The organism is Paenalicyclobacillus macrosporangiidus (genome assembly GCF_900116805.1).
In the GTDB taxonomy this organism is placed as follows: Bacteria; Bacillota; Bacilli; order Alicyclobacillales; family Alicyclobacillaceae; genus Alicyclobacillus_H; species Alicyclobacillus_H macrosporangiidus.
The window spans coordinates 26,617-49,151 of record NZ_FPBV01000007.1; the positions used below are offsets into that span (position 1 = coordinate 26,617).

Annotated in this window: 26 protein-coding genes; all 26 read left to right on the top strand. The window is 65.7% G+C overall.

The features are described from left to right. Positions 1-19 precede the first annotated feature (19 nt). The 26 genes from hslU (at position 20) to BM357_RS07890 (ending at position 22,505) form a co-directional block, all read left to right on the top strand. Positions 20-1,402 (top strand): ATP-dependent protease ATPase subunit HslU, encoded by a 1,383-nt coding sequence (hslU, locus tag BM357_RS07765; RefSeq protein ID WP_074951307.1) that lies wholly within the window; start codon positions 20-22, stop codon positions 1,400-1,402. A 238-nt stretch (positions 1,403-1,640) separates the two neighbouring features. Next, positions 1,641-2,033 carry a flagellar basal body rod protein FlgB gene (gene flgB / locus BM357_RS20215; protein ID WP_074951566.1) on the top strand — a complete coding sequence of 131 codons (393 nt, stop codon included), beginning with the start codon at positions 1,641-1,643 and terminating at the stop codon, positions 2,031-2,033. A gap of 13 nt (positions 2,034-2,046) precedes the next feature. Continuing rightward, positions 2,047-2,496, top strand: coding sequence for a flagellar basal body rod protein FlgC (gene flgC, locus BM357_RS07775; protein WP_074951309.1), 450 nt, complete (start codon positions 2,047-2,049; stop codon positions 2,494-2,496). A gap of 61 nt (positions 2,497-2,557) precedes the next feature. After that, complete coding sequence (fliE, locus tag BM357_RS07780) at positions 2,558-2,863, top strand: flagellar hook-basal body complex protein FliE (RefSeq protein WP_074951311.1); 306 nt, start codon at positions 2,558-2,560, stop codon at positions 2,861-2,863. A 50-nt stretch (positions 2,864-2,913) separates the two neighbouring features. Then, positions 2,914-4,452 (top strand): flagellar basal-body MS-ring/collar protein FliF, encoded by a 1,539-nt coding sequence (gene fliF / locus BM357_RS07785; RefSeq protein WP_074951568.1) that lies wholly within the window; start codon positions 2,914-2,916, stop codon positions 4,450-4,452. 20 nt (positions 4,453-4,472) lie between these two features. Next, entirely contained in the window at positions 4,473-5,483 is a 1,011-nt protein-coding gene (gene fliG / locus BM357_RS07790) for a flagellar motor switch protein FliG (RefSeq protein WP_074951313.1), read from the top strand. Then, entirely contained in the window at positions 5,476-6,291 is an 816-nt protein-coding gene (locus BM357_RS07795; RefSeq protein ID WP_217647680.1) for a FliH/SctL family protein, read from the top strand. The genes fliG and BM357_RS07795 overlap by 8 nt, the downstream gene beginning before the upstream one ends. Then, complete coding sequence (locus BM357_RS07800) at positions 6,272-7,588, top strand: FliI/YscN family ATPase (RefSeq protein ID WP_074951317.1); 1,317 nt, start codon at positions 6,272-6,274, stop codon at positions 7,586-7,588. Before BM357_RS07795 ends, BM357_RS07800 begins: the two co-directional genes overlap by 20 nt. Then, positions 7,585-8,016: a flagellar export protein FliJ gene (locus tag BM357_RS07805; protein ID WP_074951319.1), complete on the top strand. Its 432-nt coding sequence runs from the start codon at positions 7,585-7,587 to the stop codon at positions 8,014-8,016. Before BM357_RS07800 ends, BM357_RS07805 begins: the two co-directional genes overlap by 4 nt. Further along, the gene (locus BM357_RS07810) at positions 8,016-8,636 is read left to right on the top strand and encodes a magnesium transporter MgtE N-terminal domain-containing protein (protein WP_074951321.1); all 621 of its coding nucleotides are present in this window, start codon (positions 8,016-8,018) and stop codon (positions 8,634-8,636) included. The genes BM357_RS07805 and BM357_RS07810 overlap by 1 nt, the downstream gene beginning before the upstream one ends. Before the next feature lie 37 nt (positions 8,637-8,673). Beyond that, positions 8,674-10,077: a flagellar hook-length control protein FliK gene (locus tag BM357_RS07815; RefSeq protein ID WP_074951323.1), complete on the top strand. Its 1,404-nt coding sequence runs from the start codon at positions 8,674-8,676 to the stop codon at positions 10,075-10,077. 12 nt (positions 10,078-10,089) lie between these two features. After that, entirely contained in the window at positions 10,090-10,503 is a 414-nt protein-coding gene (locus tag BM357_RS07820; RefSeq protein ID WP_074951325.1) for a flagellar hook capping FlgD N-terminal domain-containing protein, read from the top strand. Between the two features lie 25 nt (positions 10,504-10,528). Continuing rightward, a complete protein-coding gene (locus BM357_RS07825) occupies positions 10,529-11,542 on the top strand; it encodes a flagellar hook-basal body complex protein (protein WP_074951326.1) in 1,014 nt (337 codons plus the stop codon). A 78-nt stretch (positions 11,543-11,620) separates the two neighbouring features. After that, positions 11,621-11,836, top strand: coding sequence for a flagellar FlbD family protein (locus BM357_RS07830; RefSeq protein WP_029420499.1), 216 nt, complete (start codon positions 11,621-11,623; stop codon positions 11,834-11,836). Next, on the top strand, positions 11,833-12,264 hold the full coding sequence (locus tag BM357_RS07835; protein ID WP_074951328.1) for a flagellar basal body-associated FliL family protein: 432 nt from the start codon (positions 11,833-11,835) through the stop codon (positions 12,262-12,264). The genes BM357_RS07830 and BM357_RS07835 overlap by 4 nt, the downstream gene beginning before the upstream one ends. A 30-nt stretch (positions 12,265-12,294) precedes the next feature. After that, positions 12,295-13,320 carry a flagellar motor switch protein FliM gene (gene fliM / locus BM357_RS07840; RefSeq protein WP_074951330.1) on the top strand — a complete coding sequence of 342 codons (1,026 nt, stop codon included), beginning with the start codon at positions 12,295-12,297 and terminating at the stop codon, positions 13,318-13,320. Further along, positions 13,283-14,488: a flagellar motor switch phosphatase FliY gene (fliY, locus tag BM357_RS07845; RefSeq protein ID WP_074951332.1), complete on the top strand. Its 1,206-nt coding sequence runs from the start codon at positions 13,283-13,285 to the stop codon at positions 14,486-14,488. The genes fliM and fliY overlap by 38 nt, the downstream gene beginning before the upstream one ends. 34 nt (positions 14,489-14,522) lie before the next feature. Further along, complete coding sequence (locus BM357_RS07850) at positions 14,523-14,885, top strand: response regulator (protein ID WP_074951333.1); 363 nt, start codon at positions 14,523-14,525, stop codon at positions 14,883-14,885. 17 nt (positions 14,886-14,902) lie between these two features. Further along, on the top strand, positions 14,903-15,289 hold the full coding sequence (locus BM357_RS07855) for a flagellar biosynthetic protein FliO (protein ID WP_083430295.1): 387 nt from the start codon (positions 14,903-14,905) through the stop codon (positions 15,287-15,289). 67 nt (positions 15,290-15,356) lie between these two features. Continuing rightward, entirely contained in the window at positions 15,357-16,106 is a 750-nt protein-coding gene (gene fliP / locus BM357_RS07860; protein ID WP_074951570.1) for a flagellar type III secretion system pore protein FliP, read from the top strand. A 42-nt stretch (positions 16,107-16,148) separates the two neighbouring features. After that, a complete protein-coding gene (gene fliQ / locus BM357_RS07865; protein ID WP_074951338.1) occupies positions 16,149-16,418 on the top strand; it encodes a flagellar biosynthesis protein FliQ in 270 nt (89 codons plus the stop codon). A 3-nt stretch (positions 16,419-16,421) separates the two neighbouring features. Beyond that, positions 16,422-17,201: a flagellar biosynthetic protein FliR gene (locus BM357_RS07870; protein WP_074951340.1), complete on the top strand. Its 780-nt coding sequence runs from the start codon at positions 16,422-16,424 to the stop codon at positions 17,199-17,201. Between the two features lie 3 nt (positions 17,202-17,204). Then, positions 17,205-18,299, top strand: a complete 1,095-nt coding sequence (gene flhB / locus BM357_RS07875) for a flagellar biosynthesis protein FlhB (protein ID WP_074951342.1) — start codon at positions 17,205-17,207, stop codon at positions 18,297-18,299. Next, positions 18,296-20,332, top strand: a complete 2,037-nt coding sequence (gene flhA, locus BM357_RS07880) for a flagellar biosynthesis protein FlhA (protein ID WP_074951344.1) — start codon at positions 18,296-18,298, stop codon at positions 20,330-20,332. The genes flhB and flhA overlap by 4 nt, the downstream gene beginning before the upstream one ends. Then, on the top strand, positions 20,329-21,612 hold the full coding sequence (gene flhF / locus BM357_RS07885; RefSeq protein WP_074951347.1) for a flagellar biosynthesis GTPase FlhF: 1,284 nt from the start codon (positions 20,329-20,331) through the stop codon (positions 21,610-21,612). Before flhA ends, flhF begins: the two co-directional genes overlap by 4 nt. Further along, positions 21,612-22,505, top strand: a complete 894-nt coding sequence (locus tag BM357_RS07890) for a MinD/ParA family protein (protein WP_074951349.1) — start codon at positions 21,612-21,614, stop codon at positions 22,503-22,505. The genes flhF and BM357_RS07890 overlap by 1 nt, the downstream gene beginning before the upstream one ends. Positions 22,506-22,535 lie beyond the last annotated feature (30 nt).

The window sequence follows — 22,535 nt, forward strand, 5'->3', positions numbered from 1 at the left end:
AAACGAGGAGGTGTGGCGGATGGCGAAACCGGATTTGACACCTCGCCAAATCGTCGAAGAGCTGGACAAATACATCGTCGGGCAGAAGGCCGCGAAGCGGGCGGTGGCGATCGCGCTGCGTAACCGGATGCGGCGGGCCCGTCTTTCGCCGGAGCTGCAGGAGGAGGTCACGCCGAAGAACATCCTGATGATCGGCCCGACCGGGGTCGGGAAGACCGAGATCGCCCGGCGGTTGAGCAAGTTGGTCGGAGCGCCGTTCATCAAGGTGGAGGCCACCAAGTTCACGGAAGTCGGCTACGTCGGGCGCGACGTCGAGTCCATGGTGCGCGACCTGGTGGAGACGGGCATCCGGATGGTGAAGGCGGAACACAGCGAGCGGGTTCGCGCGCAGGCCACGGAGCATGCGGAGGAGCGCATCGTCGCCGCCTTGGTTCCGGATCCGAACAGCCGGCGCGGGATGAAAAACCCGTTTGAGATGCTGTTCGGCGGTGGCATGCAACAGGCGACCGACAGCCCGTCCGAATCGGTCCTGGCGGAGCGGCGACGGGTGGCGAAGCAATTGGCCATGGGCGAACTGGAAGACCGCCTGGTGGAGATTGAAGTGGAGGAGCAGACCCCCGGCATGCTGGGGTTTTTGCCCGGCATGGGCCCGGAAGGGATGGGCAATCTGCAGGAAGCCCTGGGGAACCTCCTGCCCAAGCAGATGAAACGCCGCAAGATGACCGTCCGCGAGGCGCGCAAGGTGCTCACGCAGGAAGAGGCGCAGAAGCTCATCGACATGGACGCGGTGACCGCGGAGGCCATTTATCGGGTGGAGAACCACGGGATCATCTTCATCGACGAGATGGATAAGATTGCCGGACGCGAGTTCCGCGGTCCGGACGTGTCTCGGGAAGGCGTGCAGCGCGACATCCTGCCGATTGTCGAAGGGACCACCGTGGTGACCAAATACGGGCCGGTCCGGACCGATCACATTCTGTTCATCGGGGCGGGCGCCTTTCACGTGGCGAAGCCGTCCGACCTCATTCCGGAGCTGCAGGGCCGCTTTCCCATTCGCGTGGAGCTGGAGAGCCTGACGACCGAGGACTTCGAGCGCATTCTGCGCGAACCCCAGCACGCGTTGCTCAAGCAATACACGGCGCTGTTGGAGACGGAGGGGGTGCGGGTGCGCTTCACCGATGAGGCCATCCGGCGCATCGCCGAGATGGCGGTGCAGGTGAACCGCGACACCGAAGACATCGGGGCGCGGCGTCTGCACACGCTGGTGGAGAAAGTGCTGGAAGACCTGTCCTTCGAGGCGCCGGACGTGCATCTGGATGAAGTGGTGATTACGCCAGCGTACGTGGACGAGAAGCTGCAGTCCATCGTGGTCAACCGGGACCTCAGCCAATTCATCCTCTGAATCCGCCAGTCCGATGGGCGTCTTCCCGGATGCGAGCACCGGGAACCGGGGACATCACAAGACCGCGCATGCCGATGGGGTGCGCGGTTCTTTTTTGTTTCTGCCTCTTGTTTCTGCCGTTTCCGACTGTCGAAGACGGTCGAATCCCGCTGTCGGTGATTGCAGGATTTTGTCTGCACGCGACGAAATACATGCCCGACGAGTGGAGGACACCACCAATTTGGAAGGGGTGCGGCGGGTGAATCTGGACGGGGTCGTCTTTCAGTTGTTGCAAAACGGGCTCAATGCCGCACAGCTCCGCCAGCAGGTGTACGCCAACAACATCGCCAACGTCGACACTCCGGGTTTTCAACGCCAGGATGTAGTGTTTGAAGATTTGCTGCAGTACCTGCTCGGGCCGGACCCCGGCCGCGAAGGCGCGGGTTCCCCGTCGGCGGCGGACTGGACCGCGGCGTTGCGGGTGTCACCGCAAGTGGTGACGGACCGGGTGAGCGTGGAGGACAACAACGGCAACAATGTGGACATCGACGCCGAGATGGCCAAGTTGGCGCAGAACCAGATTCGCTACAACACGTTGGTGGAAGACGTGCGGATGCGGCTCGACCGGCTGAAAACCGCCATTGAAGGCTGAGGAGGAATGACGCATGGCTGGATGGATTGACAGCCTGGGCATCAGCGCCTCCGGATTGACGGCGCAGCGCCTGCGGATGGACGTCATCGCCAGCAACATCGCGAACGCCCAGACCACGCGGACGCCGGAAGGCGGGCCCTACCGGCGCCGGGTGGTGGAGTTGGAACCGGTGAACGCGCCCACGTTTGCGGAGGTGTTGACCGGTGTCTCCTCGGGCGCCGGGGAGACGGGCGTCGGTGCGGGGGTTCGCGTCGCCGGGGTGGTGACGGATCCGAGTCCGTTTCCGGTCGTCTACGACCCGTCCAACCCGGACGCGGTGAATGGGTACGTGCAAATGCCCAACGTGGACATCTCCACGGAGATGGTCGACATGGTGGCGGCCGCACGCGCGTACGAGGCGAATGTGACAGCATTCAACGCGGGGAAGCAAATGCAGATGGATGCGCTGTCCATCGGCAAGTGATCCCCTGTCCACTCGTGCCTGCCTGTGGATTGGGTACATGACGACAGAGGGGGCGAAGGACATGCTGGTGAACCCGGTGATTGGGGCCAACGCCGCGGGTGCCACCGGGCCGTCCACCGGCGCGGCGGACGGCAATGGAGATGCTGGGACCGGATTTGCGGGCGCCTTGGCCAAGGCGCTCGACGCGGCCAATCAGACGCTCACGGCCGCGGACCAGACGGCCGCTTCGTACGCCGCGGGCGGTCCCGTGACCATTGATCAATTGATGATCGCCGAACAACAGGCCACCCTCGCGCTCGATTTGGTGGTTCAGGTTCGGGATCGGGTCGTCAACGCGTACCAAAGTGTGATGAACATGCAGGTTTGAGGGGCCCTTGGCGCGGTTCCCGGTAACGCCTGCGGATACGGGTGATGGGTGTGAACGACAAGCTTCGGCTCGGGTGGTCTCGAATCACCCAGTGGTGGGGCGGTATGGCGCCGGCACGGCGGCGGAATCTCGCCATCGCGGCGGCTGCCGGGGTGCTCTGCCTGGCGACGGTGTTGTGGATCGTCCTTCGCCCGAATTATGTCACCATCATGAGTGGTTTGGACGCCAAGTCGCTCGGCCAAGTACAGAGCAAACTGCAGGATTTGAAGATCCCGAGCCGGGTGGAGGGGTCGTCGGTGCTGGTGCCCGCCAGGGATGCGGACACGGCGCGCATCCAGTTGGCGATGGCCGGTCTGCCTCAGTCGTCCGGGTACATCGGCTACGCCTCCATTCCGAGTTCGTTCGCGATGACGCAGGACCAATTTAATGTCCAGGTGTTGGACGTGCTGCAGCAGAGCCTGGCGCAGACCATCAAGAGCATCAACGGGGTCACGGACGCCCAGGTGCACATCGTCATGCCGGACCCGCAGTTGTTCGTCTCGCAACCTGCGGATACGGCCAAGGCTTCGGTGTTCCTCCAGCTGGGGCCGGGGGTGCAGTTGTCGTCGGCGCAAGTGGCGGGCATTCAGCAGTTGGTGGCCCATTCCGTCAAGGGGCTGTCGGTTGACGACGTCACCGTGGTCGACCAAAACGGGGTCGCGTTGAGCAGCCCGACGGCCAATTCGGCGGGGGGCGCCACGACGCAGGCGTCGGCGGAGATCGCCCTGCGGCGCCAGTTGGAGCAGACGTTGACACAGCAATTGACGGCCGGACTGAACCAGATCGTGGGCCCGGGGAATGCGGTGGTGATGGTCCACGCGAACGTGACGTTCGACCAGGTCCAATCCAAGGCGCACACCTACCAGCCGGCCCCCGGGCAGACCACCGGTCTGCCGAGCAGCACGCAGGTGACGCGCAAGAGCAGCAATTCCACCACGGGCAGTGCCGGCGGACCTGCGGGACAGGCCTCGTCGAATCCGAATTTGCCAACCTATGCCGGGAGCGCCGCGGGCAGCGGGAGTTCTTCGTCGACGGAGACGGACACCACCACCACGTATGACAACAGCTACGTGGACACGGTGAAAAACGACGACCCGGTGCAACTGCAGGGTTACCAGGTGGCCGTGATGCTGAATCAGAACGACGCTGCGATCACGCCGGCGGTGGTCAACCAGATCCGGTCATTTGTGACCAATGCGGTCGGCGCGAAGGCGGGGGCGGGCGCCAACAACGACATCAGCGTCGTGACGGTTCCGTTCCACGGCCCGGCCGTGTCCTCCGCATCGGCCGGGTGGGCGCAGGGGTGGATGCCGTGGGCGGCCGCCGGCGGTGCCGTGGCGGCGTTGGCGCTCGCCGGCTGGTGGTGGTTGCGCCGCCGGCGCGGTTCTGACGAGCTGGCGGCGGCGCTCGAGCCTCAGGCGGCGCTCGCCGAACTCGACCAACTGCCGAAATCGGAAGACGAGCGGATGAAAGAAGAGCTCCTGCGTTTTGCGGAGCGCAAGCCGGCCGAGTTCGCCGGGCTTCTGCGCACCTGGCTGGCCAATGACTGAGGGAAGGAGATGCTGGACCGATGCCGAGACAACGCGGATTGACCGGAAGACAGAAGGCCGCGGTCCTGCTGATCAGCCTGGGACCCGAGGTGGCCGCCAAGGTGTATCAGAATTTGACCCGCGAAGAGGTGGAACAGCTTACGCTGGAGATCGCCAACCTGCGAAAGGTGGATCTCGAACAGCGGGAGCAGGTCGTCCGCGAGTTCCGCGAGATCGCGGTCGCGAAAGATTACATCTCTGTCGGCGGGATCGACTACGCAAAGGAGGTGTTGGAGAAGGCGCTCGGCGCCGAGGAAGCGGAACGTTTGCTTGCGAAGCTGACGGCGAGCCTGCAGGTGCGGCCGTTCCAGTCCATGCGCAAGGTGGACCCGAGCCAGTTGGTGAGCTTTCTGCAGGACGAGCACCCGCAGACCATGGCGCTGGTGTTGTCCTATTTGGATCCGCAGCAGGCGGCCGTGGTGCTCTCCGCGCTGCCGCACGAGCTGCAGGCGGATGTGGCCCGGCGGATCGCCCTGATGAACGGGACGTCGCCGGAAGTGATCTCGGAAGTGGAGCAGGTGCTGGAGTCGAAGCTGTCCATGATGGCCTCCATCGAAAGCCAGTACACCGGCGGGGTGGACGCGGTGGTGAAAATCCTCAACGGGGTCGATCGCGGGACCGAAAAGGCCATCCTGGAACAACTGGAGGTCGAAGATCCGGAGTTGGCGGACGAGATCAAGAAGCGGATGTTCATCTTCGACGATATCGTCCTGCTCGACAACCGATCCATCCAGCGGGTCATCCGCGATGTCGATCCAAAGGATCTGCAGTTGGCGCTCAAGGTTGCACCGCAGCAGGTGCAGGAGGTCATCTTCGCCAACATGTCCAAGCGCATGGCCGAGATGTTCAAGGAAGAGATGGAATACATGGGGCCGGTGCGGTTGCGGGACGTCGAGGATGCGCAACAGCGCATCGTCGGCGTGATCCGGCGGTTGGAGGAGACGGGCGAGATCATCGTCGCGCGTGGCGGAGGTGACGATGTCATTGTCTAACGTCGTGAAGTGGTGGAGCGCACCCAGCGCGGACGATTCCGCCGCCATGGCGGTGATTCCGGTGTCTGTCCCGCTCTCTCCGTCCGCGCCTTCTGCCGCCGACAAGGAGCCATCCGACCGCGACCCCGTCGGCGACGCCGCCGGGAGGGTCGTACGCGAACACCTGCTCGCCGCTGCGCAAGCCGAGGCGGACGCGCTCCGGTCACAGGCGCGGGCCGAGGCCGAGGCGGTCTTGGCCGAAGCCATGCGGGAGCGGGACCGCGTGTGGGAGGAAGCCCGGGCGGCCGGATTCGACGAGGGGCTGCGGCAGGGACGCGCCGAAGCGGCGGAAGAACTCGAACGCGAGCGCAAATCACTTCAGGACACGTGGACCGCGGCCCTGCGGGCGATGGAGGCGGAACGCGAACGGTGGTGGCAGACCCTGCCCGCCTCGCTGGCCGCGGTGTGCATGGAAGCCATCCGCAGCCTGATCCGGCGCGAATTGGTCGCCGCTCCCTCCGACGTGGAGCAGATGGTGGGGGACTTGCTCCGGTTGGTGTCGGAGAGCACGCGGGCGGAGGTGCGCGTTCATCCGAGCGAGTACGACGCCGCCATCGCGGCCCATCCCCGTTGGCGCCTGGGAAGGCTCGGCGAGTGGGACGTGGTGGTCATACCGGATCCCCAGGTGTCACCCGGCGGGTGCGAGATCCGCTCGGACTGGGGACGGGTGGACGCGCGGCTCGAGACCAAGCTGGAGCTGTTGCAGCCCGCGCTGGAGCGGGTGTTGGCGCGGGGGGGGAGGACCAGCGATGGACCGGATGGCGGCTGAACTCGCGGAAGTCTTGGCCGGCCAACCGCTGTACCGGCTGTACGGCCGCGTGACCAAAGTGGTCGGGCTGACGGTCGAATCCATCGGCCCGCCGGCGCGCGTCGGAGAGCTCTGTCGGGTCTATGCAGACGGGGAGGCGGAGTGCCTGGCCGAGGTGGTCGGGTTTCGCGACGAACGCCTGGTGCTGATGCCGATGGGGGAGGTCTCGGCCATGGCGCCCGGCGCCGACGTGCTGGCCACCGGAGAGGTCCTTTGCGCGCCGTGTGGAGACGGGCTGCTCGGCCGCGTGGTCGACGGGCTGGGGGAGCCGTTGGACGGGTTGGGATCGCTGCGTGCGGAGGAGCGGCGTCCCGTGGATGCCTTGCCGTCCAATCCGTTGCAACGGCCGCGCATCGGCCGCCCCCTGCAGACGGGGGTGCGGGCCATCGACAGCCTGCTGACGGTGGGCGAAGGGCAGCGCATGGGCATTTTCGCCGGCAGCGGCGTCGGAAAAAGCTCGCTGTTATCGATGATTGCGCGCAACACGTCGGCGGATGTCAACGTGATTGCCCTCATCGGCGAACGCGGGCGGGAGGTCAACGAATTCATCGAGCGCGATCTCGGCGAGAAGGGGCTGTCCAAAAGCGTGATCGTGGTGGCCACCTCGGACCAGCCGGCGCTCATTCGCCTGAAATCTGCGTTCGTCGCGACCACCATTGCGGAGTGGTTTCGCGATCAAGGCCGGTCGGTGAACCTGTTGATGGACTCGCTGACCCGGTTTGCGATGGCGCAGCGCGAGATCGGGCTGGCGATTGGGGAACCCCCTGCGAGCCGCGGATACACGCCGTCGGTGTTCGCGCTGTTGCCTCGGCTCCTGGAGCGGGCGGGCACGGCGCAAAGGGGCGTCATCACCGCGTTTTACACGGTGTTGGTCGACGGGGACGACCTCAATGACCCCATCGCCGACGCGGTTCGGGGGATCCTCGACGGGCACATCGTCTTGTCCAGGCAAATGGCCAACGCGGGCCGCTTCCCGGCGATTGACGTGTTGCAGAGCTTGAGCCGGCTGTTTCCGGCTCTGGCGGACGAGCGCCAGAAGGCCGCGGCGCAACAGGTGCGGGCATGGTTGCAGAAGTACAGCGAAGTGGAAGACCTGCTGCGGATCGGCGCCTACCAGCGGGGCACCGACGCGGAGGCCGACGTGGCGGTGTCCATGTTTCCGAAAGTATCCCAGTTTCTCTCTCAGTCTGCGGACGAGCCTGCGACCTTGGGGGATTCGGTGGAAGAACTGAACCGCTTGGCGGGGGTGAGCGTATGAACGATCGCAGACGGCGGTATGGGCGTCTTCTCAAATTGAAGCAGGGCATGGAGCGCGTCGCCGGGATGGCGTTGGTCCGGGCGGAGCGGGCTCGCGACGCCGCGTCGGACGAGGTGGCCGCGGTTCAGGACGCGGTGGCGCAGGCGTACCGGTGGCGAGACGGCTGCCGGACCGGTGCCGACCTGCACCTGTGGCACGAATACGTGCAGGCATTGACCCAACGGGCCCGCCACGGCACCGCGAAATTGGCGGAAGCGGAGGCGCAGGTGGAGCGGGATCGCCAACGCGTGCGGGAGGCGCACCGGGAGGTCAAGCGGTGGGAATTGGCGCTGGAGAGCGAGATTCAGCTCGACCGCGCCCTGCGCCTGCGCGGGCTGCAGCGGGAACTGGATGACCACGTGGCGCGGTCGTGGAGGCGCGGGGGCTGATGCAGAGCCGGTCCTCCGCGAGCGAAGAACGCCGGTCCGTCGGGTGGATGTTGGCGTGGGTCGGCATGGTGGTGGTCATCCCGGCGCTGGCGACGGTGGCCATGATTGGCGGGGCACTGCAGCTGGCAGGGGTTCCCGTGTGGCAGACGCTAAGGGGATGGGTCACCCACGCTGACGCCGGAGCGACGACGGAGACACCGCTGGCGCAGACGCAGCAGACCTTGGCGAATACACAGCAAAAGCTGCAGGAGGCGCTCAAAACCATCGACGACCTGCAGCAGCAGTTGACGGCGGAGCGCCAGACCGAGGCCAATCTGAGGCAGCAGTTGACGCAGATGCAGGCACAAGTGCAGGCGCAGGCGAGCGCCCGCGACCGTGCAGCCAAGGAAGCTCAGTGGTTGGCTGGCATGGACCCGGGACAAGCCGCCGGCCTCCTCCAGAGTTTGCCGGCGTCGGAGGCTGCGCAGGTGGTGGCCCTGATGCCGAGTGATGTGTCCGCTCAAGTGCTGGCGGCCCTTCCGGCGGGCAAGGCGGCGCCCATCATGACTGCCGCTGCAGCCTACACGGGTGACCAGACGACGGCCGGTGCCGCGAGTGGCGCAGCAAACGGCACTGGTTGATGGTGCCCGGGCGATGGATGGAAAGGAGGGATGGGTCATGCGCGTGATGGCGGGCGGACATGCGACGGCGGGATCGAAGGTTGGAACGCAGGCCGGGCGCAAACCTCACACCGGCGATGGGAGCGATTCGAACGCGTTTTTCGATGCCCTGGTGGCAGCGGGCGCATGGGCGGGGGTCTCCGACGGGGTGGCGCCTCTGCCCGGGGAGACGAGGATGAAAGCGGACAAGGGTGCGATCCCATCCGTCACGACGTCGCCGGTGCAAGGCGGATCGGCCGCGCATGCCGGCATGGTGGCAGCCAAACGCGTGGCGTCGCCGGTACCGGTGCGGGATGGCTCCGCCGAGAAGGCCATGCAGGTGCTGGAGGCCGGGCAAGTGCAGGATGGCGTGCAGGCGCAGGACGATTCCGACCTGGTGTCGGCGCATGGAATGAAGGGGACCGCCCGGCGGGTCCAACCGGGACTTCCGGCACACGGAACGGCGCACCCCGCCGCGCAGTCAGCGGTGTCCGGATCAGCACAGTTCGCGGGTGTGGTCGACACCCTATCCAGGGGGGCCAAGACCGCCGGGGCTGAGGGGGATCCTCAGCCTGGCGAGCGTGGGTCGGTCGACGAAGCAGACGCGGGGTCGACGGGTCTGCCGCGGATGCCTGGGCGGGCTGACGACGGGGCCGTAGGCCAGACGCTTCCGCAGTGGAACGCCAACGTGCGGGCGCGTTTCGATCAGGCGGTGTCGACGGCCGGAGAGGCGATCCCCTCATCGTTCGGCAGCAGACCGTCGGCGGCGATCTCGGAGGTGCCCGGTCCGATTGAACCGGTAGACCGGAGCGTTTCGCAAGTGGCCGTTTCAACGGGAGGCGGAGGTCCTGGGCGGAACGAGCAGGCGCCTGAGCGTCCCGCGTCGCGCGCCTCAACGGGATGGGATCTCGTGCAGGTGGCACCCGCCGCCGTGTTGAACACACCGCGGACGCAGTCGGTGATGCCATGGGAGAGTGGAGCGGTGACGACGGCAGGCATGGTGTCCCGCAACGATCCGGAGGTGCCGAAACAATTCGCCGGCTTCATCGTGCATCAGGTGGAGGCCGGTCCGGACCAGGTGCGGGTGCGCGTGCATCCCGAAGGCTTGGGAGACGTCCTGGTCACCGTTCAGCGGTCCGAAGATGGGGTTCAGGTCCAATTGACGGCCAATCAGTGGGCGACCACGCAGTGGCTCAGCAGCATGACGGGACAGATTGCGGACTCTGTCCGGGCCAGCGGGGTTCCCGTGCAGATGGTCCAAGTGGTCTTCGGTCAGACCACATCCCAGACGGACAGTGGCGGACGTGGGCGCCACGGCAACAGCGGGCAAGGGATGTCCGAGGCGATGCGCGTGCAAGGGGCCAGGGCCCCGAACGGGCAGAGCGCCATCCGGCCGGATTTGCGGGATGGGCTTGAGGCCTAGGAGGTGACGTGTGTGGCAGCGAGCAGCGTGAGCGGCACCAGCTTGAGCAAGGACGCATTCTTGCAGCTGTTGGTGACGCAGATGCGGTACCAAGACCCGTTGCAACCCATGGACAACTCTCAGTTTCTTGCGCAGTTGGCCCAGTTTACGGCGTTGGAGCAAATGACCAACCTGGCCCAAACGGAGAACCAGGTTCTCCAAAGTCTGCAGGTGGTGCGCCTGGGGGCCGTACAGCAGTTGATCGGCACGCAGGTGACGGTCACCGACGGACAGGGACAGCCCGTCACCGGCATGGTGGAGGCCGTCAAATTCGCGGACGACGGGAGTGCCGTGCTGCAGGTGAACGGTCAAACATATCCAATCGACGCGGTGCAGTCGGTTGGGCCGTCGGGTGCGGCGGCTTCGGAAGCGTCAACCACTCCGTGAACATCCTGAAGGGAGGAACAATCGCATGTTAAGGTCGATGTATTCCGCCGTTTCCGGCATGCAGGGGTTCCAGACGAAACTCGACGTCATCGGCAACAACATCGCCAACGTGAACACGCCCGGGTTCAAGGCGGGACGGGTGGACTTCGCCGATGTGCTGAGCCAGACCATCTCCGGCGGGAGCGCGCCTGCCTCCGGGACCGGCGGCACCAATCCGGCACAGGTGGGGCTCGGGGTTCGCGTCCTTGGCATCGACAACCTGTTCACCCAAGGGGCGCCGCAGTCGACCGGCGTGCCGACAGACCTGGCCATCAATGGGAGCGGGTTCTTTACGGTCACGGATTCCTCCGGCCAGCGGTATCTGACGCGCGAGGGAGACTTTAGCGTGGATTCAGGCCACAACTTGGTGTTGCCGGACGGCAAGGTCGCCTTGGGATTCGCATTCAAGGACGACACGGGGACCAATCCACCGGCGTTGGACACGTCCACACTCGTCCCGGTCAACCTCGATAACCTGTTGAGCAAGTATGTGGTGGCATTGCAGGGGAGCACGGACGCCACGGGAGTCACCTATAACGTGGGGAGCGTGGTAGGTAACAGTATCACTTATGGAGCCGGTCCAACCACGCGCACCTTCAGCCTGTCGTCTTCACCCGACCTGCAGGTCGGACCCGATGGCAGCCTGTCGGTCATGCTCCAATACACCGATACATCTGGCGGGAGCACCGTCGGTTCAGGCACGATGCGGGTGACCCTCGGCAAGTTGGCCATCGCCACCGTGGACAACCCCGGCGGCATGGAGAAAGTGGGCGACACCCTGTTTATCGCAGGTACCAATTCGGGCATGCCCACATTCCACGTGGCCGGCATGGACAACACCGGAACGATTGCCAGCGGTTATCTCGAGATGTCCAACGTCGATCTCACGCGGGAGTTCACGGAGATGATCATCGCCCAGCGCGGATTCGACGCCAACTCTCACGTGATCGGCACCGCCAACGCCATCCTGCAGGACGTCGTCAACCTGAAGAACAGCTGATGGCGGTGATGATGAGGAGGCCTGACCCGGCGGTGGTCCCGCCGCGCAGGCGGGCGTCCTGAACCGGGAGGGATGGCGGTGATCCGATTGACCCGGTTGAACGGGACCGCGCTGTGGCTGAATCCCCTGTTGGTGGAGTCGGTCGAGCAGACGCCGGATACCGTGATCACGCTGGCCAACGGGCACAAGTACGTGGTGCGCGAGGCGGCGGAGGAGATCGGGGACCGAATGGCCGCCTACTTGCGGCGGATCGGATTGATAGCGGCAGAGGGAAAGAAGGAGGAGTCGGGTTGAGGCGCGCGTTCGTCCTGATGATTTCCATCATCATCGGCGCCGCGGTGGTGGTCGGTGCGGGCCTGGGCGGGTATTGGTATTGGAAGTCGGCCCACGCCAAGGCCCGGACGTCCCAGGTGCCTTCGGCCCGCGAACTCAAACAACTGCGGGTGGATTTGCCGGCGAACACCACCAACCTCCAAGACGGGTTGATCCAGTTCACGCTGTCCCTGCAGGCGCATGATGAACAGACCAAGACCGAGCTGGCGGACATGCAACCCCAGGTCGAGGATGTTGTCAACCGGACCATGCGCGGGTTCTCCGCCCAGGAGTTGCGCACGCAGGCAGGCGTCACGCGCCTGGCGGGGACCTTGAAGGCAGCCATCAACGGGGTGCTGCCACAGGGGCGGGTGGACGCGGTGTATTTCGCCACCATCGTCGTGCAGTAGCGTGTCACCTCGCGGAAAGGGGGGATGGAGATGTCGGAAGTGTTGTCTCAGGAGGAGATTGACGCCCTCCTCTCGGCGCTGAACCGCGGCGAACTGAACGCGGACGACATCCGGGAAGAGTCCGGCGGACCGCGCATTCGCAACTACGACTTCCGCCGGGCCATGCGGTTTTCCAAGGACCATATCCGCATCCTCCGGCGCATCCATGAGCATCTGGCGCGCTTGGTGACCACGCACCTGTCGGGACAGCTGCGTGCGGTCGTTCAGATGCAGGTCGAGACGGTCGACCAGCTGCCGTACGAGGAGTTCATCCGATCCATCCCGCCGTTGACGGTCATTCAGTTGGTGGAGTTGTCCCCGCTGCCTGGGAAGATGGTGTTGGAGTTCAACCCGCAGGTGGTGTTCGCCATGCTGGACCGCCTCATGGGCGGCGTGGTGCACGGGCCCTATCGGGAGCGGGAACTGACGGAGATTGAGCTGGTCCTCGTGGAACGGCTCTTTTCCGCCCTGAGGGGGTTCATCGCGGAGGCGTGGCGCAACGTCGAGACGCTCTCCCCACGGCTGCTCCAACTGGAGACCAATCCCCAGTTCCTGCAGCTGGCCACCCCGAATGAGACGGTGCTGGTGATCACGATGAGCGCGCGCGTCGGCGCGGTGTCGGGATTGGTCAACGTCTGTATCCCGCACGTCACGCTGGAGCCTGTCCTGCCGAAGCTGAGCACGCAGCGGTTCATGGACAGCCGCAAGCCGGGCGGCAGGGGAGAGGAAGAGGAGCGGCGGTTGGCGAAGCACCTGATGGGCGTCTCCGCGGAGGTGACCGTCGAACTCGGCCGGACGCGGTTGAGCATGGCGGACGTGCTCGACCTGCAGGTCGGCGACGTCATTCCGTTGGAGCAGTCCATCCGCGATCCCTTGACGGTGTACGTCAATGGCGTGCCGACGTTCTCGGCGAGCGCGGGTCAGCGGCACGGACATTACGCGGTGAAGGTGCTGACCGAGTGGGAGGAGGTGTACGACGATGAACGACGAAATGAAGCTGTCTCAGGAGGAGATTGACGCCCTCCTGCGCGGCGAGTGGTCTGCGCCAGCGCCCGCCGAGCCGGACGGGCCGCCGCCGTTGTCGGACGAGGAGCGCGACATGCTGGGCGAGATCGGCAACATCAGCTTCGGTTCGGCGGCCACGAGCCTGTCCGCTCTCTTGCAGCGGCGCGTGGAGATCACGACGCCCAGCGTGTCGGTGCTCCGCGGCGATCACCTCGAGGCCGACCTGGCGAGGCCGTATGTGATGGTGATGGTCGAGTTCACCGCCGGTCTGTCCGGCAGCAATGCGCTGGCCGTCGAGTTGGAGGACGCGAAAACCATCGCCGACCTGATGCTGGGCGGCGACGGGCGCAATGTCGATGTCGAGCTCAATGAGTTGCACCTGAGCGCTGTCGCCGAGGCGATGAACCAGATGATGGGGGGCGCCGCGACCGCCCTGTCGACCCTGCTGGGCCATCCGGTCAACATCTCTCCGCCCCAGGTGCGGTTTGTCGATCTCGCGGCCGGAGACGAGTTCGATCTGGGCCAGCAGGAATGGGTGGTCATGACCTCCTTCCGGTTGCGGGTTGAGGATTTGATTGACTCCTCCATCATGCAGTTGGTCCCCATCTCGTTCGCGCGCGAACTGTTGGATCATCTGCGCCGCGGCATGGGAGCGGGCGACAGCGCGCAGGCCCCGATGAGTCCGGACGATGCGACGGAGGCACAGACACCGCCGGCGTCCGCGCAGTCCCGTGCGGCGACGGACGCACCGAAGGACCAGGCGTCCGCCCTGCGGGAGCGCGTTGCGTCTCTGGACGGGGCGGCAGCGCCGGAGGTGGCTGCGGCCGCGGAGCGAAAACCGCATTCATCTGCGCCTCAGGTCCAGGTGAAACGACCCCAGTTCGCCGATTTCGACGATCCCGCGCCGCCGGCGGCGGCACCGCGCAACCTGTCGCTGTTGCTCGACGTGATGTTGGATGTCACGGTGGAGCTGGGACGGACGCGCAAGTCCATCCGCGAGATCCTCGATCTCGCGCCCGGGTCCGTGATTGAGCTGGAGAAGTTGGCCGGCGAGTCGGTGGACATCCTCGTCAACGGCAAGCGGATCGCCACCGGCGAAGTGGTGGTCATCGATGAGAATTTCGGCGTGCGCGTGACCGATATCCTGAGCCCGGTGGACCGGGTGAAAAAACTGCAGTGAGTGACCAGTACGTGTGTAGGAAGGTGGGCAACACGTGGCGAACCGAATCCTGGTCGTGGACGATGCGGCATTCATGCGCATGATGATCAAAGACATCTTGACCAAGAACGGCTACGAAGTGGTGGGAGAGGCGTCCGACGGGGCGCAGGCGGTCGAGAAGTACCAGGAGCTGCAACCGGACCTGGTCACGCTCGACATCACCATGCCGGAGATGGACGGCATCGAGGCGCTCAAACGGATCCGCGCCGCCGATCCGAACGCGCGCGTGATCATGTGTTCGGCGATGGGCCAGCAGGCCATGGTGATTGACGCCATCCAGGCGGGGGCAAAGGATTTCGTGGTGAAACCCTTCCAGGCCGACCGGGTGATTGCAGCGGTGAAAAAAGTGCTCGGCTGAGCGGACGGTGAACGACGGTGAGTCCTTCCGTGTTGGGCAATCCGGTGTGGGTGGCCGTCCAATTGCTGCTCTCGCTGGCGGTGGTGTTGGCGCTGGCTGTGGTCGCCATCCGCTATTTGGCGCACCGGTCCCGTTTCTCTCATACGGCAGCGATTCAGGTTCTGGCTGCGCGCCAGGTGGCGCCCAACCGCTCGGTTCAGGTCATCGAGGTGCACGGGCGGCGCTATCTTATCGGCGTCGGCGATCAGGTGTCGCTGTTGGCGGACGTGACCGATCATTTCCCGCCCGCGCCGCGGGAGCCACAACCATCCGGCGGGGCGGCGGTGTTCGCACGCGTCCTGTCGGAACGGATGCGCCGTCTGCGAGAGCAGGATCATGCCGGTGAGCCAGGAAAGGAGACCTGACCTGATGGGGATGAACTCGCGGACGAAGCGGCCCCGAGCATGGCCGTGGCTCCGAGCTGGCGCCGCGATGCTTCTCGCCATCGTCGTCCTCGCGGCGGTCCATCCCGCCGTGTGGGCGGCGAACACCGGTGCCGATGCGGGCGGTCTGCCCGGCGTGCAGGTGAGCGTGGGAACGGGGGATTCGCCGCAATCCGTCGCGTCGACGCTGAAAATCGTCCTGCTGCTGACGGTGCTGTCGCTGGCGCCCGCGATCCTGGTTTTGATGACGTGCTTCACGCGCGTGATCGTCGTCCTGTCGTTCGTCCGCAACGCCCTGTCGCTGCAGCAGTCGCCGCCCAACCAGGTGTTGATTGGGTTGGCGTTGTTCATCACCTTGTTCGTGATGCAGCCGACGCTTTCGGCCGCCAACAGCCAGGCGTTGCAGCCGTACCTGCGCGGGGAGATCAGCCAGACGGTGGCGATGCAGCGGGCGGAGCTGCCGTTCAAGACGTTCATGGCCAAACATACGCGCCGCCAGGACCTGGATCTGTTTCTATCCTACCGGCATCTGCCCGAGCCCAAGGCGCCCGCGGACATTCCGCTGACGGCGCTGGTCCCGGCGTACACCATCAGCGAGCTGAAGACCGCTTTTCAGATCGGCTTCATGCTCTACCTTCCGTTTTTGGTGATAGACCTGGTGGTGGCGACGACGCTCATGTCGATGGGCATGATGATGCTGCCGCCGGTGATGATCTCGCTGCCCTTCAAAGTCTTGCTGTTCGTCATGGTGGATGGGTGGTACCTGGTCGTCAAATCGCTCTTGTCCGGCTACACCTGAACGGCGCGGTTCCGGGACGAGGCGGCAAGGAGGCATCGCAACGTGGACGCGAATTTCATCATCGGCCTTGGGACTCAAGTGATGTGGTTGGTCGTCAAGTTGACGGCGCCCATCCTGGGCCTGGGGTTGGCGGCCGGGGTGGCGGTCAGCCTGTTTCAGGCCACGACGCAGATTCAGGAACCGACGCTGTCGTTCGTCCCGAAGGTGGCGGCCGTGATGGCGGCGCTCCTTCTGTTTGGCCCGTGGATGCTGACCATCCTGGTGGATTTCAGCGCCCAGGTGCTCGGCCACCTGAACGACTTTGTGCACTGAACCATGGTTGCGTTTGTACTCAATCACTATCCGTTGTACCTGTTGGTTCTGCTTCGCGTCGTCGCGTTTGTCGCCACGTCGCCGCTGATGTCCATCCGGCTGTGGCCGGCATGGGCGAAGTTGGGCCTGGCGGCATTCACGGCGCTCTGGATCGCGCCGGACCTGACGTCTGCACATCCTCCCGATCCGCTGGCGGACGCGGGTCGGTTTGTCGACATGGCCCTGCGGGAGACGGTGACGGGGATGTGGTTGGGGCTGATTGCCACGGCCGTGGTGGCCGCGCTGACCATCGCCGGGCAACTGTTCGATCTGCAGATCGGCTTTGCCTCGGGCGCCCTGTTGGATCCCGTCGGCGGCCAGATGAGCGGCGTCACGGGCAACCTGCTGTCCACATTGTTCAGCCTGTACTTTCTCGGCTTGAACGGGCTCGACGGACTTGTGCTCGCGTGCATGAACTCCTACCGGTTCGTGGGGCTCGGCGCCCTGCGCCTGCCGGACGGCGCGTGGTCCGCGTGGGCACGGCTGATGGACGCGGTGATGGCGCTCTCGGTACAGGTGTGCGCCCCATTGGTCGCGGCACTGTTGCTGACGGATATCACGTTTGCCCTGCTGTCGCGGGCCGTCCCGCAGATGAACGTGTTCGTCGTCGGGCTGCCTGCCAAACTGTTCGTCGGGCTCGGCCTGTTTGTGGCCGTCCTGCCGGGTGTGGTGGATCTGTTCGGCTCGGTGTTCGCCCATCTGTTCGCACAGCTGGATGAGAGTTTGCGCTGGTTGGGGGGATGAGCCGTGGTTCCGTTCACGTTGCAGCGGTTCGCGGAAGAACGGACCGAGCGGGCCACGCCGCGCCGCCGGGCGGAGGTCCGCCGCCAGGGCCGTGTCCCCCACAGCCCTGAACTCAGCGGCGCTATCGCCCTGTTGGCCGGCGTCCTGTCGCTGTTCGCATTCGGCAGCCAGATCTGGAATGAGGCCGTGTCCACCATGGCGTCCGGGTTGGCGCAGAATCCGCCCGCGGATTGGACACCGACGGGCATTCGCGCGCTATTCGCCCACGCCCTTGGTCATGTCGTGCGCATGGTGTTGCCGGTGTCGGGCATCGCGCTGGCGGCGGGCCTCGCGACCGCGTTTGCCCAGGTGGGCGCGCTGTTCGTCCCGAAACTGCTGCTGCCGGATCTGCGGCGGATCGATCCGCTGGCCGGGCTGCGGCGCCTGTGGAGCGCGCGGACGCTCGTCGAAGCCGCCAAGTCGGTGCTCAAACTCGCGTTGGTCGGCGGCATCGCCTACATGGGTGCCAACGACGCGGCGGGGGTCGTCGCGCGCCTCGGGGGGGTGGATCCCGCCCGCCTGCCCGGGGCCGTCGGCCAGTTGGCACTCCGCCTGGCCGTCGAGATTGCCGCGGCGTTTGCCGCCTTGGCCTTGTTGGACTGGACCTGGCAGCGCTTCGAGTTCGAGCGCAGCATCCGCATGACGCGCCAGGAGGTCCGGGAGGAGTTCCGCCAGCAGGAGGGGGACCCGCAGATCCGCCAGCGCATCCGCCAGCGGGCCCGGGCGCTCGCGATGCGGCGGATGATGCAGAATGTGCCGAAGGCCGACGTGGTCGTGACGAACCCGACGCACTATGCGGTGGCGTTGCGCTATGATCCGGCAACCATGACGGCGCCGCGGGTCGTGGCCAAGGGGCAGGATGACCTGGCGCGCCGCATCCGCTCGTTGGCACGGACCCACGGCGTGCCCGTGGTCGAGAACCGGCCGTTGGCGCAGACGCTGTACCGGACGGTGGAAGTGGACGAGGTGATCCCGCGCGAGCTGTACCAGGCGGTCGCGGAAGTGCTTGCCTACGTGTATCGCCTGCGCGATCGCGCCAACGAAGGGGTGAAACGGTGAAACGGTCGGACCTCGCCGTCATGGCGGCGGTCATCGGGATTGTCGTCATGATGGTGATCCCGCTCAACAAGACCCTGCTCGACGTGCTCTTGGTGATCAATCTGTTCGCGTCCATGACGGTTCTGATGGTCGCGATGAACACGAAGGAGCCGCTGGAGTTCTCCGTGTTCCCGTCGCTTCTGTTGGTGACGACGCTGTACCGGCTGGCGCTCAACGTGTCTTCCACCCGCCTCATCCTGACGCAGGCGGATGCCGGCGAGGTCATCGCGACGTTCGGCAACTTCGTCATCGGCGACAACATCGTCGTCGGCTTTGTGGTGTTTCTGATCCTCGCCGTCATCCAGTTCATCGTCATCACGCGCGGGGCGGAGCGCGTGGCCGAAGTCGCGGCCCGCTTCACCCTCGATGCGATGCCGGGCAAGCAGTTGTCGATTGACGCCGATCTCAACGCGGGCCTGATCACCGAACAGGAGGCGCGCCAACGCCGCCAGAACATCGAGCGGGAGGCGGACTTCTACGGCGCTATGGACGGTGCCTCGAAGTTCGTCAAGGGGGACGCCATCGCCTCGATGCTGATTGTCGCCATCAATACCGTCGGCGGCTTCATCATCGGCATGGCCATGCATCACATGGATGCGTCGACGGCGGCCCATACCTACACCCTCCTGTCCGTCGGCGACGGGTTGGTCAGCCAGATTCCCGCTCTGCTGCTGTCGACGGCGACGGGCCTGATGGTGACGCGCGCGGCGTCGGATGCCAACCTGGGCACCGACGTGGTCCAGCAGGTGCTGCAGTATCCGCGCGCCCTGTACCTGGTCGCCGGAGCATTGGGCCTGTTGGGGCTGTTCACGCCCATCGGCATCCTTCGGACCGGACCGGTGGCGGCCCTCGCCGCCTTCATCGGCTGGCGCGTGCAGCGCCAGGCGGCGCAGATGCAGCGGCGGGAGCAGGAAGCGGCGCTGCGGGCGAAGACCGAAGAGGTGAAAAAACCGGAGAGTGTCTTCTCCCTGCTCGGGGTGGACCCCATCGAGTTCGAGTTCGGGTACGGGCTCATCCCGTTGGTGGACGCCAAGCAGGGCGGCGACCTGCTGGACCGCGTGGCGCTCATCCGGCGCCAACTGGTGCTGGAGCTGGGGCTGGTCATCCCGGTGGTGCGCCTGCGCGACAACATTCAATTGAAACCGTCAGAATACGTCATGAAAATACGAGGAGTCCAGGTGGCGCGCGGAGAAATATTGATGGGACACTTGCTGGCGATGAGCCCGGGTCAGGAGGATCCGAGCGTGGGGGGCATTCCCACGCGCGAACCGGCCTTCGGCATGCCTGCGGTCTGGATTCCGGCGGAGGCACGCCATCGGGCGGAGGCGGCGGGATACACGGTGGTCGATCCGAGCTCCGTCATCGCGACGCATCTGACCGAGGTGCTCAAGCGGCACGCCCACGAGCTGCTCGGCCGTCAGGAGACGCAGGCCCTCCTCGATCACGTCAAGGCGACCGCACCCGCACTGGTGGAGGAGGTCGTGCCGGGCATCCTGACCGTCGGCCAGGTGCAACGGGTTCTGGCCAACCTCTTGCAAGAAGGCGTCTCCATTCGCGACCTGGTCACCATCCTGGAGACCCTGGCGGACGCCGGGCGGACGACGAAAGACCCGGATGTCCTGACGGAGTATGTGCGCCAGGCGCTCGCGCGGCAGATCTGCCAGCAACTGCGGATGCCCGGGGAGCCGTTGACGGTCGTCACGCTGGCGCCCGCGGTGGAAGAGCGGCTTCAGGCCTCGCTGGTGTCCTCCGACGCAGGGACGTTCCTCGGGATCGATCCGAATGTCGCCCAGCAGCTCGTGCGGCGTCTGCGGGAGGAGTGGACGCGCCTGCAGTCCCTGGGCAAGACGCCGGCCCTGTTGACGCATCCGCAGCTGCGCCTGCCGGTCCGCCGCTGGCTCGCGCGCATGCTGCCGGAAATGCCGGTGCTGTCGTACAACGAGATCGATCCGGCGGTCGCCATTGAGAGCGGAGGGGTGGTGAATCTGACTTGATCATCCGCAGGTACGTGGTTCGGGAGATGCCGGAGGCGGTGGCCATGATCCGGCGGGAACTCGGCAAGGATGCGGTCATCCTGAGCACGAAGAAAGTGAAGGTGAAAAAGTGGCTCGGCCTCTGGCGGCGCACCTGCATCGAGGTCATCGCCGCCAGCGGAGACGACGTGCCCCTCCTGGCGGACAGCGCGCGCCCGGGGGCTGGCGTCCGTCCGTCGGCGAGCGTGGTCCGCGCCCGCGGGACAGGGGAACGTCCGTCGGCCGGCGCAGGCACATCCGCCCGATCCGGTGCGCCGGCGCCGGATCCCGTCTTCGCTGTGCCGGGTGTGGCCAACGCGGCCTCCGCGGAGACCGCGGAGCGCGCGGGGAGCGAGCGCGGGGAGGCCCCCGCAGGTGGCGCCGCCATCGAATCCGTCCGGCAGGAGCTGGCGGAGGTCCGGCGGTTGTTGGAATCGGCCATCGCAGGCCGGGATCTGGGACTTCGCGGCGTCCTGCAGCAGTTGGCGCGGCAAGGGGTGAATCCGGAGCAGATCTGGCCGCTCATCGATTCGAGCGGGGTGTGGCCCACGGAGGAGAAGGACGTCCTCAACCCGTCTTTGCCCGCGCGCACGGAGCAACTCAAGACCGCGCTCAGCCGGCGGATCGTCGACAGCCTGGCAGAACTCCGGCAAGCGCAGCCCATCGACGCCAAGTCCAGGGTGGTGGCGCTCGTTGGCCCGACCGGCGTGGGGAAGACGACGACCATCGCCAAGTTGGCGGCGCTGAACGTCATCGGCGGGCAGCGCCGGGTGGGGTTGATCACGACGGACACGTACCGGATCGCGGCCGTGGAGCAGCTTCGTACATACGCCAGCATTCTCAACGTGCCGCTGGAGGTCGTGGGCCAGCCGCAGGAGATGCCGGGCGCCCTGGAGCGGTTGCGAGACCGGGATCTCATCCTCATCGACACGGCGGGTCGGAACTTTCGCATGGACATGTACGTGCAGGAGATGAAGACGTTGTTGTCGGCCGCGCCCGTGGACGAGGTTCATCTGGTGCTGTCGCTGACCACGAAACCGGAGGACATGGACGCGGTGGCGGAGGCGTTCCACACCTTGCCCGTGCACAAGCTGATCTTCACGAAGCTGGACGAGACCCTCAGCCACGGGGCGATCCTGAACCTGATGTGCAAGTACCGGCTGCCGCTTTCCTATGTGACCACAGGGCAGAACGTGCCGGATGATCTCGAGGTCGCAGATATAGAGAAGTTACTCCGGGTGATCTTTGGGGGGGCCGCCTGATGCTGGAGCCGGAAGAGCCAATGCGCGCATGGGAGCACAATCCGGGCCAGGACGCCACGCCGCACCCGCAGGCGGTGGTGGCCGTGGCGAGCGGCAAGGGCGGGGTCGGCAAGACCCATTTCTGTGTCAATTTCGGGCTGGGGTTGATGCAACATCACATCCGTCCGATTGTCATCGATGCGGACGTCGGGTTTGCGGATGTCGAAGTGATGCTCGGCGTACGGCCCAAACGGTCGCTCGTCGACGTGCTGGAGGGGCTGAGCGTGCTCGAGGCCATTGAGTACGGGCCGGGTGGCCTGCCCTTCCTGTCCGCCGGGAGCGGACTCGTGGATCTGCATGATTTGACGGACGATCAGATGGCCCGTCTGATTGGTCAGGTGTCCCTGCTGCAGGAGCGGTTTGACATCGTCCTGATGGATTGCGGCTCGGGCATGGGGCCGAACTTCGAACGACTCCTTTCGGCGGTGGACGACCTGATTGTCATCACCACCCCCGAACCGACCGCGTTGGCGGACGCGTACGCCCTGCTGAAACTGTTGACGCTGCGGGGGACGCTGCCGCCCGTGCGGCTGGTCGTCAACCGGGCGGAGTCGTTCGTGCAAGGGCGCTTGACCGCCGAGAAGTTGCGGCTGGTGGCGGACCGGTTTCTCGACGCGCCGGTGGGCGTGCTGGGATACGTGCTGGAAGACGACGCCGTACCGCATGCGGTGATGCGGCAGACGGCGCTCATGACGGCCTTCCCGCAGTCCGCGGCCGCACGGTGTTACCAGCAGTTGGTGCGCAATTACCTGCGGATCGATCCCGCTCCCCGGCAAGGCGGATTCTCCGGTTTCCTGACCCGGGTGTGGGAGCGCCTGCGCCGAGGGCAGGCGGAGAAGGGCCACAGCGCATGAGGCGGTTGCCCCTGTCCCGCAGAGTCTGAC

Bases quoted from the DNA above. Each gene is read 5' to 3' on its own strand.
- hslU (WP_074951307.1), top strand. From the start codon at position 20: ATGGCGAAACCGGATTTGACACCTCGCCAAATCGTCGAAGAGCTGGAC.
- flgC (WP_074951309.1), top strand. From the start codon at position 2,047: ATGGCTGGATGGATTGACAGCCTGGGCATCAGCGCCTCCGGATTGACG.
- fliE (WP_074951311.1), top strand. From the start codon at position 2,558: ATGCTGGTGAACCCGGTGATTGGGGCCAACGCCGCGGGTGCCACCGGG.
- fliG (WP_074951313.1), top strand. From the start codon at position 4,473: ATGCCGAGACAACGCGGATTGACCGGAAGACAGAAGGCCGCGGTCCTG.
- BM357_RS07800 (WP_074951317.1), top strand. From the start codon at position 6,272: ATGGACCGGATGGCGGCTGAACTCGCGGAAGTCTTGGCCGGCCAACCG.
- BM357_RS07805 (WP_074951319.1), top strand. From the start codon at position 7,585: ATGAACGATCGCAGACGGCGGTATGGGCGTCTTCTCAAATTGAAGCAG.
- BM357_RS07810 (WP_074951321.1), top strand. From the start codon at position 8,016: ATGCAGAGCCGGTCCTCCGCGAGCGAAGAACGCCGGTCCGTCGGGTGG.
- BM357_RS07815 (WP_074951323.1), top strand. From the start codon at position 8,674: ATGCGCGTGATGGCGGGCGGACATGCGACGGCGGGATCGAAGGTTGGA.
- BM357_RS07825 (WP_074951326.1), top strand. From the start codon at position 10,529: ATGTTAAGGTCGATGTATTCCGCCGTTTCCGGCATGCAGGGGTTCCAG.
- fliM (WP_074951330.1), top strand. From the start codon at position 12,295: ATGTCGGAAGTGTTGTCTCAGGAGGAGATTGACGCCCTCCTCTCGGCG.
- fliY (WP_074951332.1), top strand. From the start codon at position 13,283: ATGAACGACGAAATGAAGCTGTCTCAGGAGGAGATTGACGCCCTCCTG.
- fliP (WP_074951570.1), top strand. From the start codon at position 15,357: ATGCTTCTCGCCATCGTCGTCCTCGCGGCGGTCCATCCCGCCGTGTGG.
- BM357_RS07870 (WP_074951340.1), top strand. From the start codon at position 16,422: ATGGTTGCGTTTGTACTCAATCACTATCCGTTGTACCTGTTGGTTCTG.
- BM357_RS07890 (WP_074951349.1), top strand. From the start codon at position 21,612: ATGCTGGAGCCGGAAGAGCCAATGCGCGCATGGGAGCACAATCCGGGC.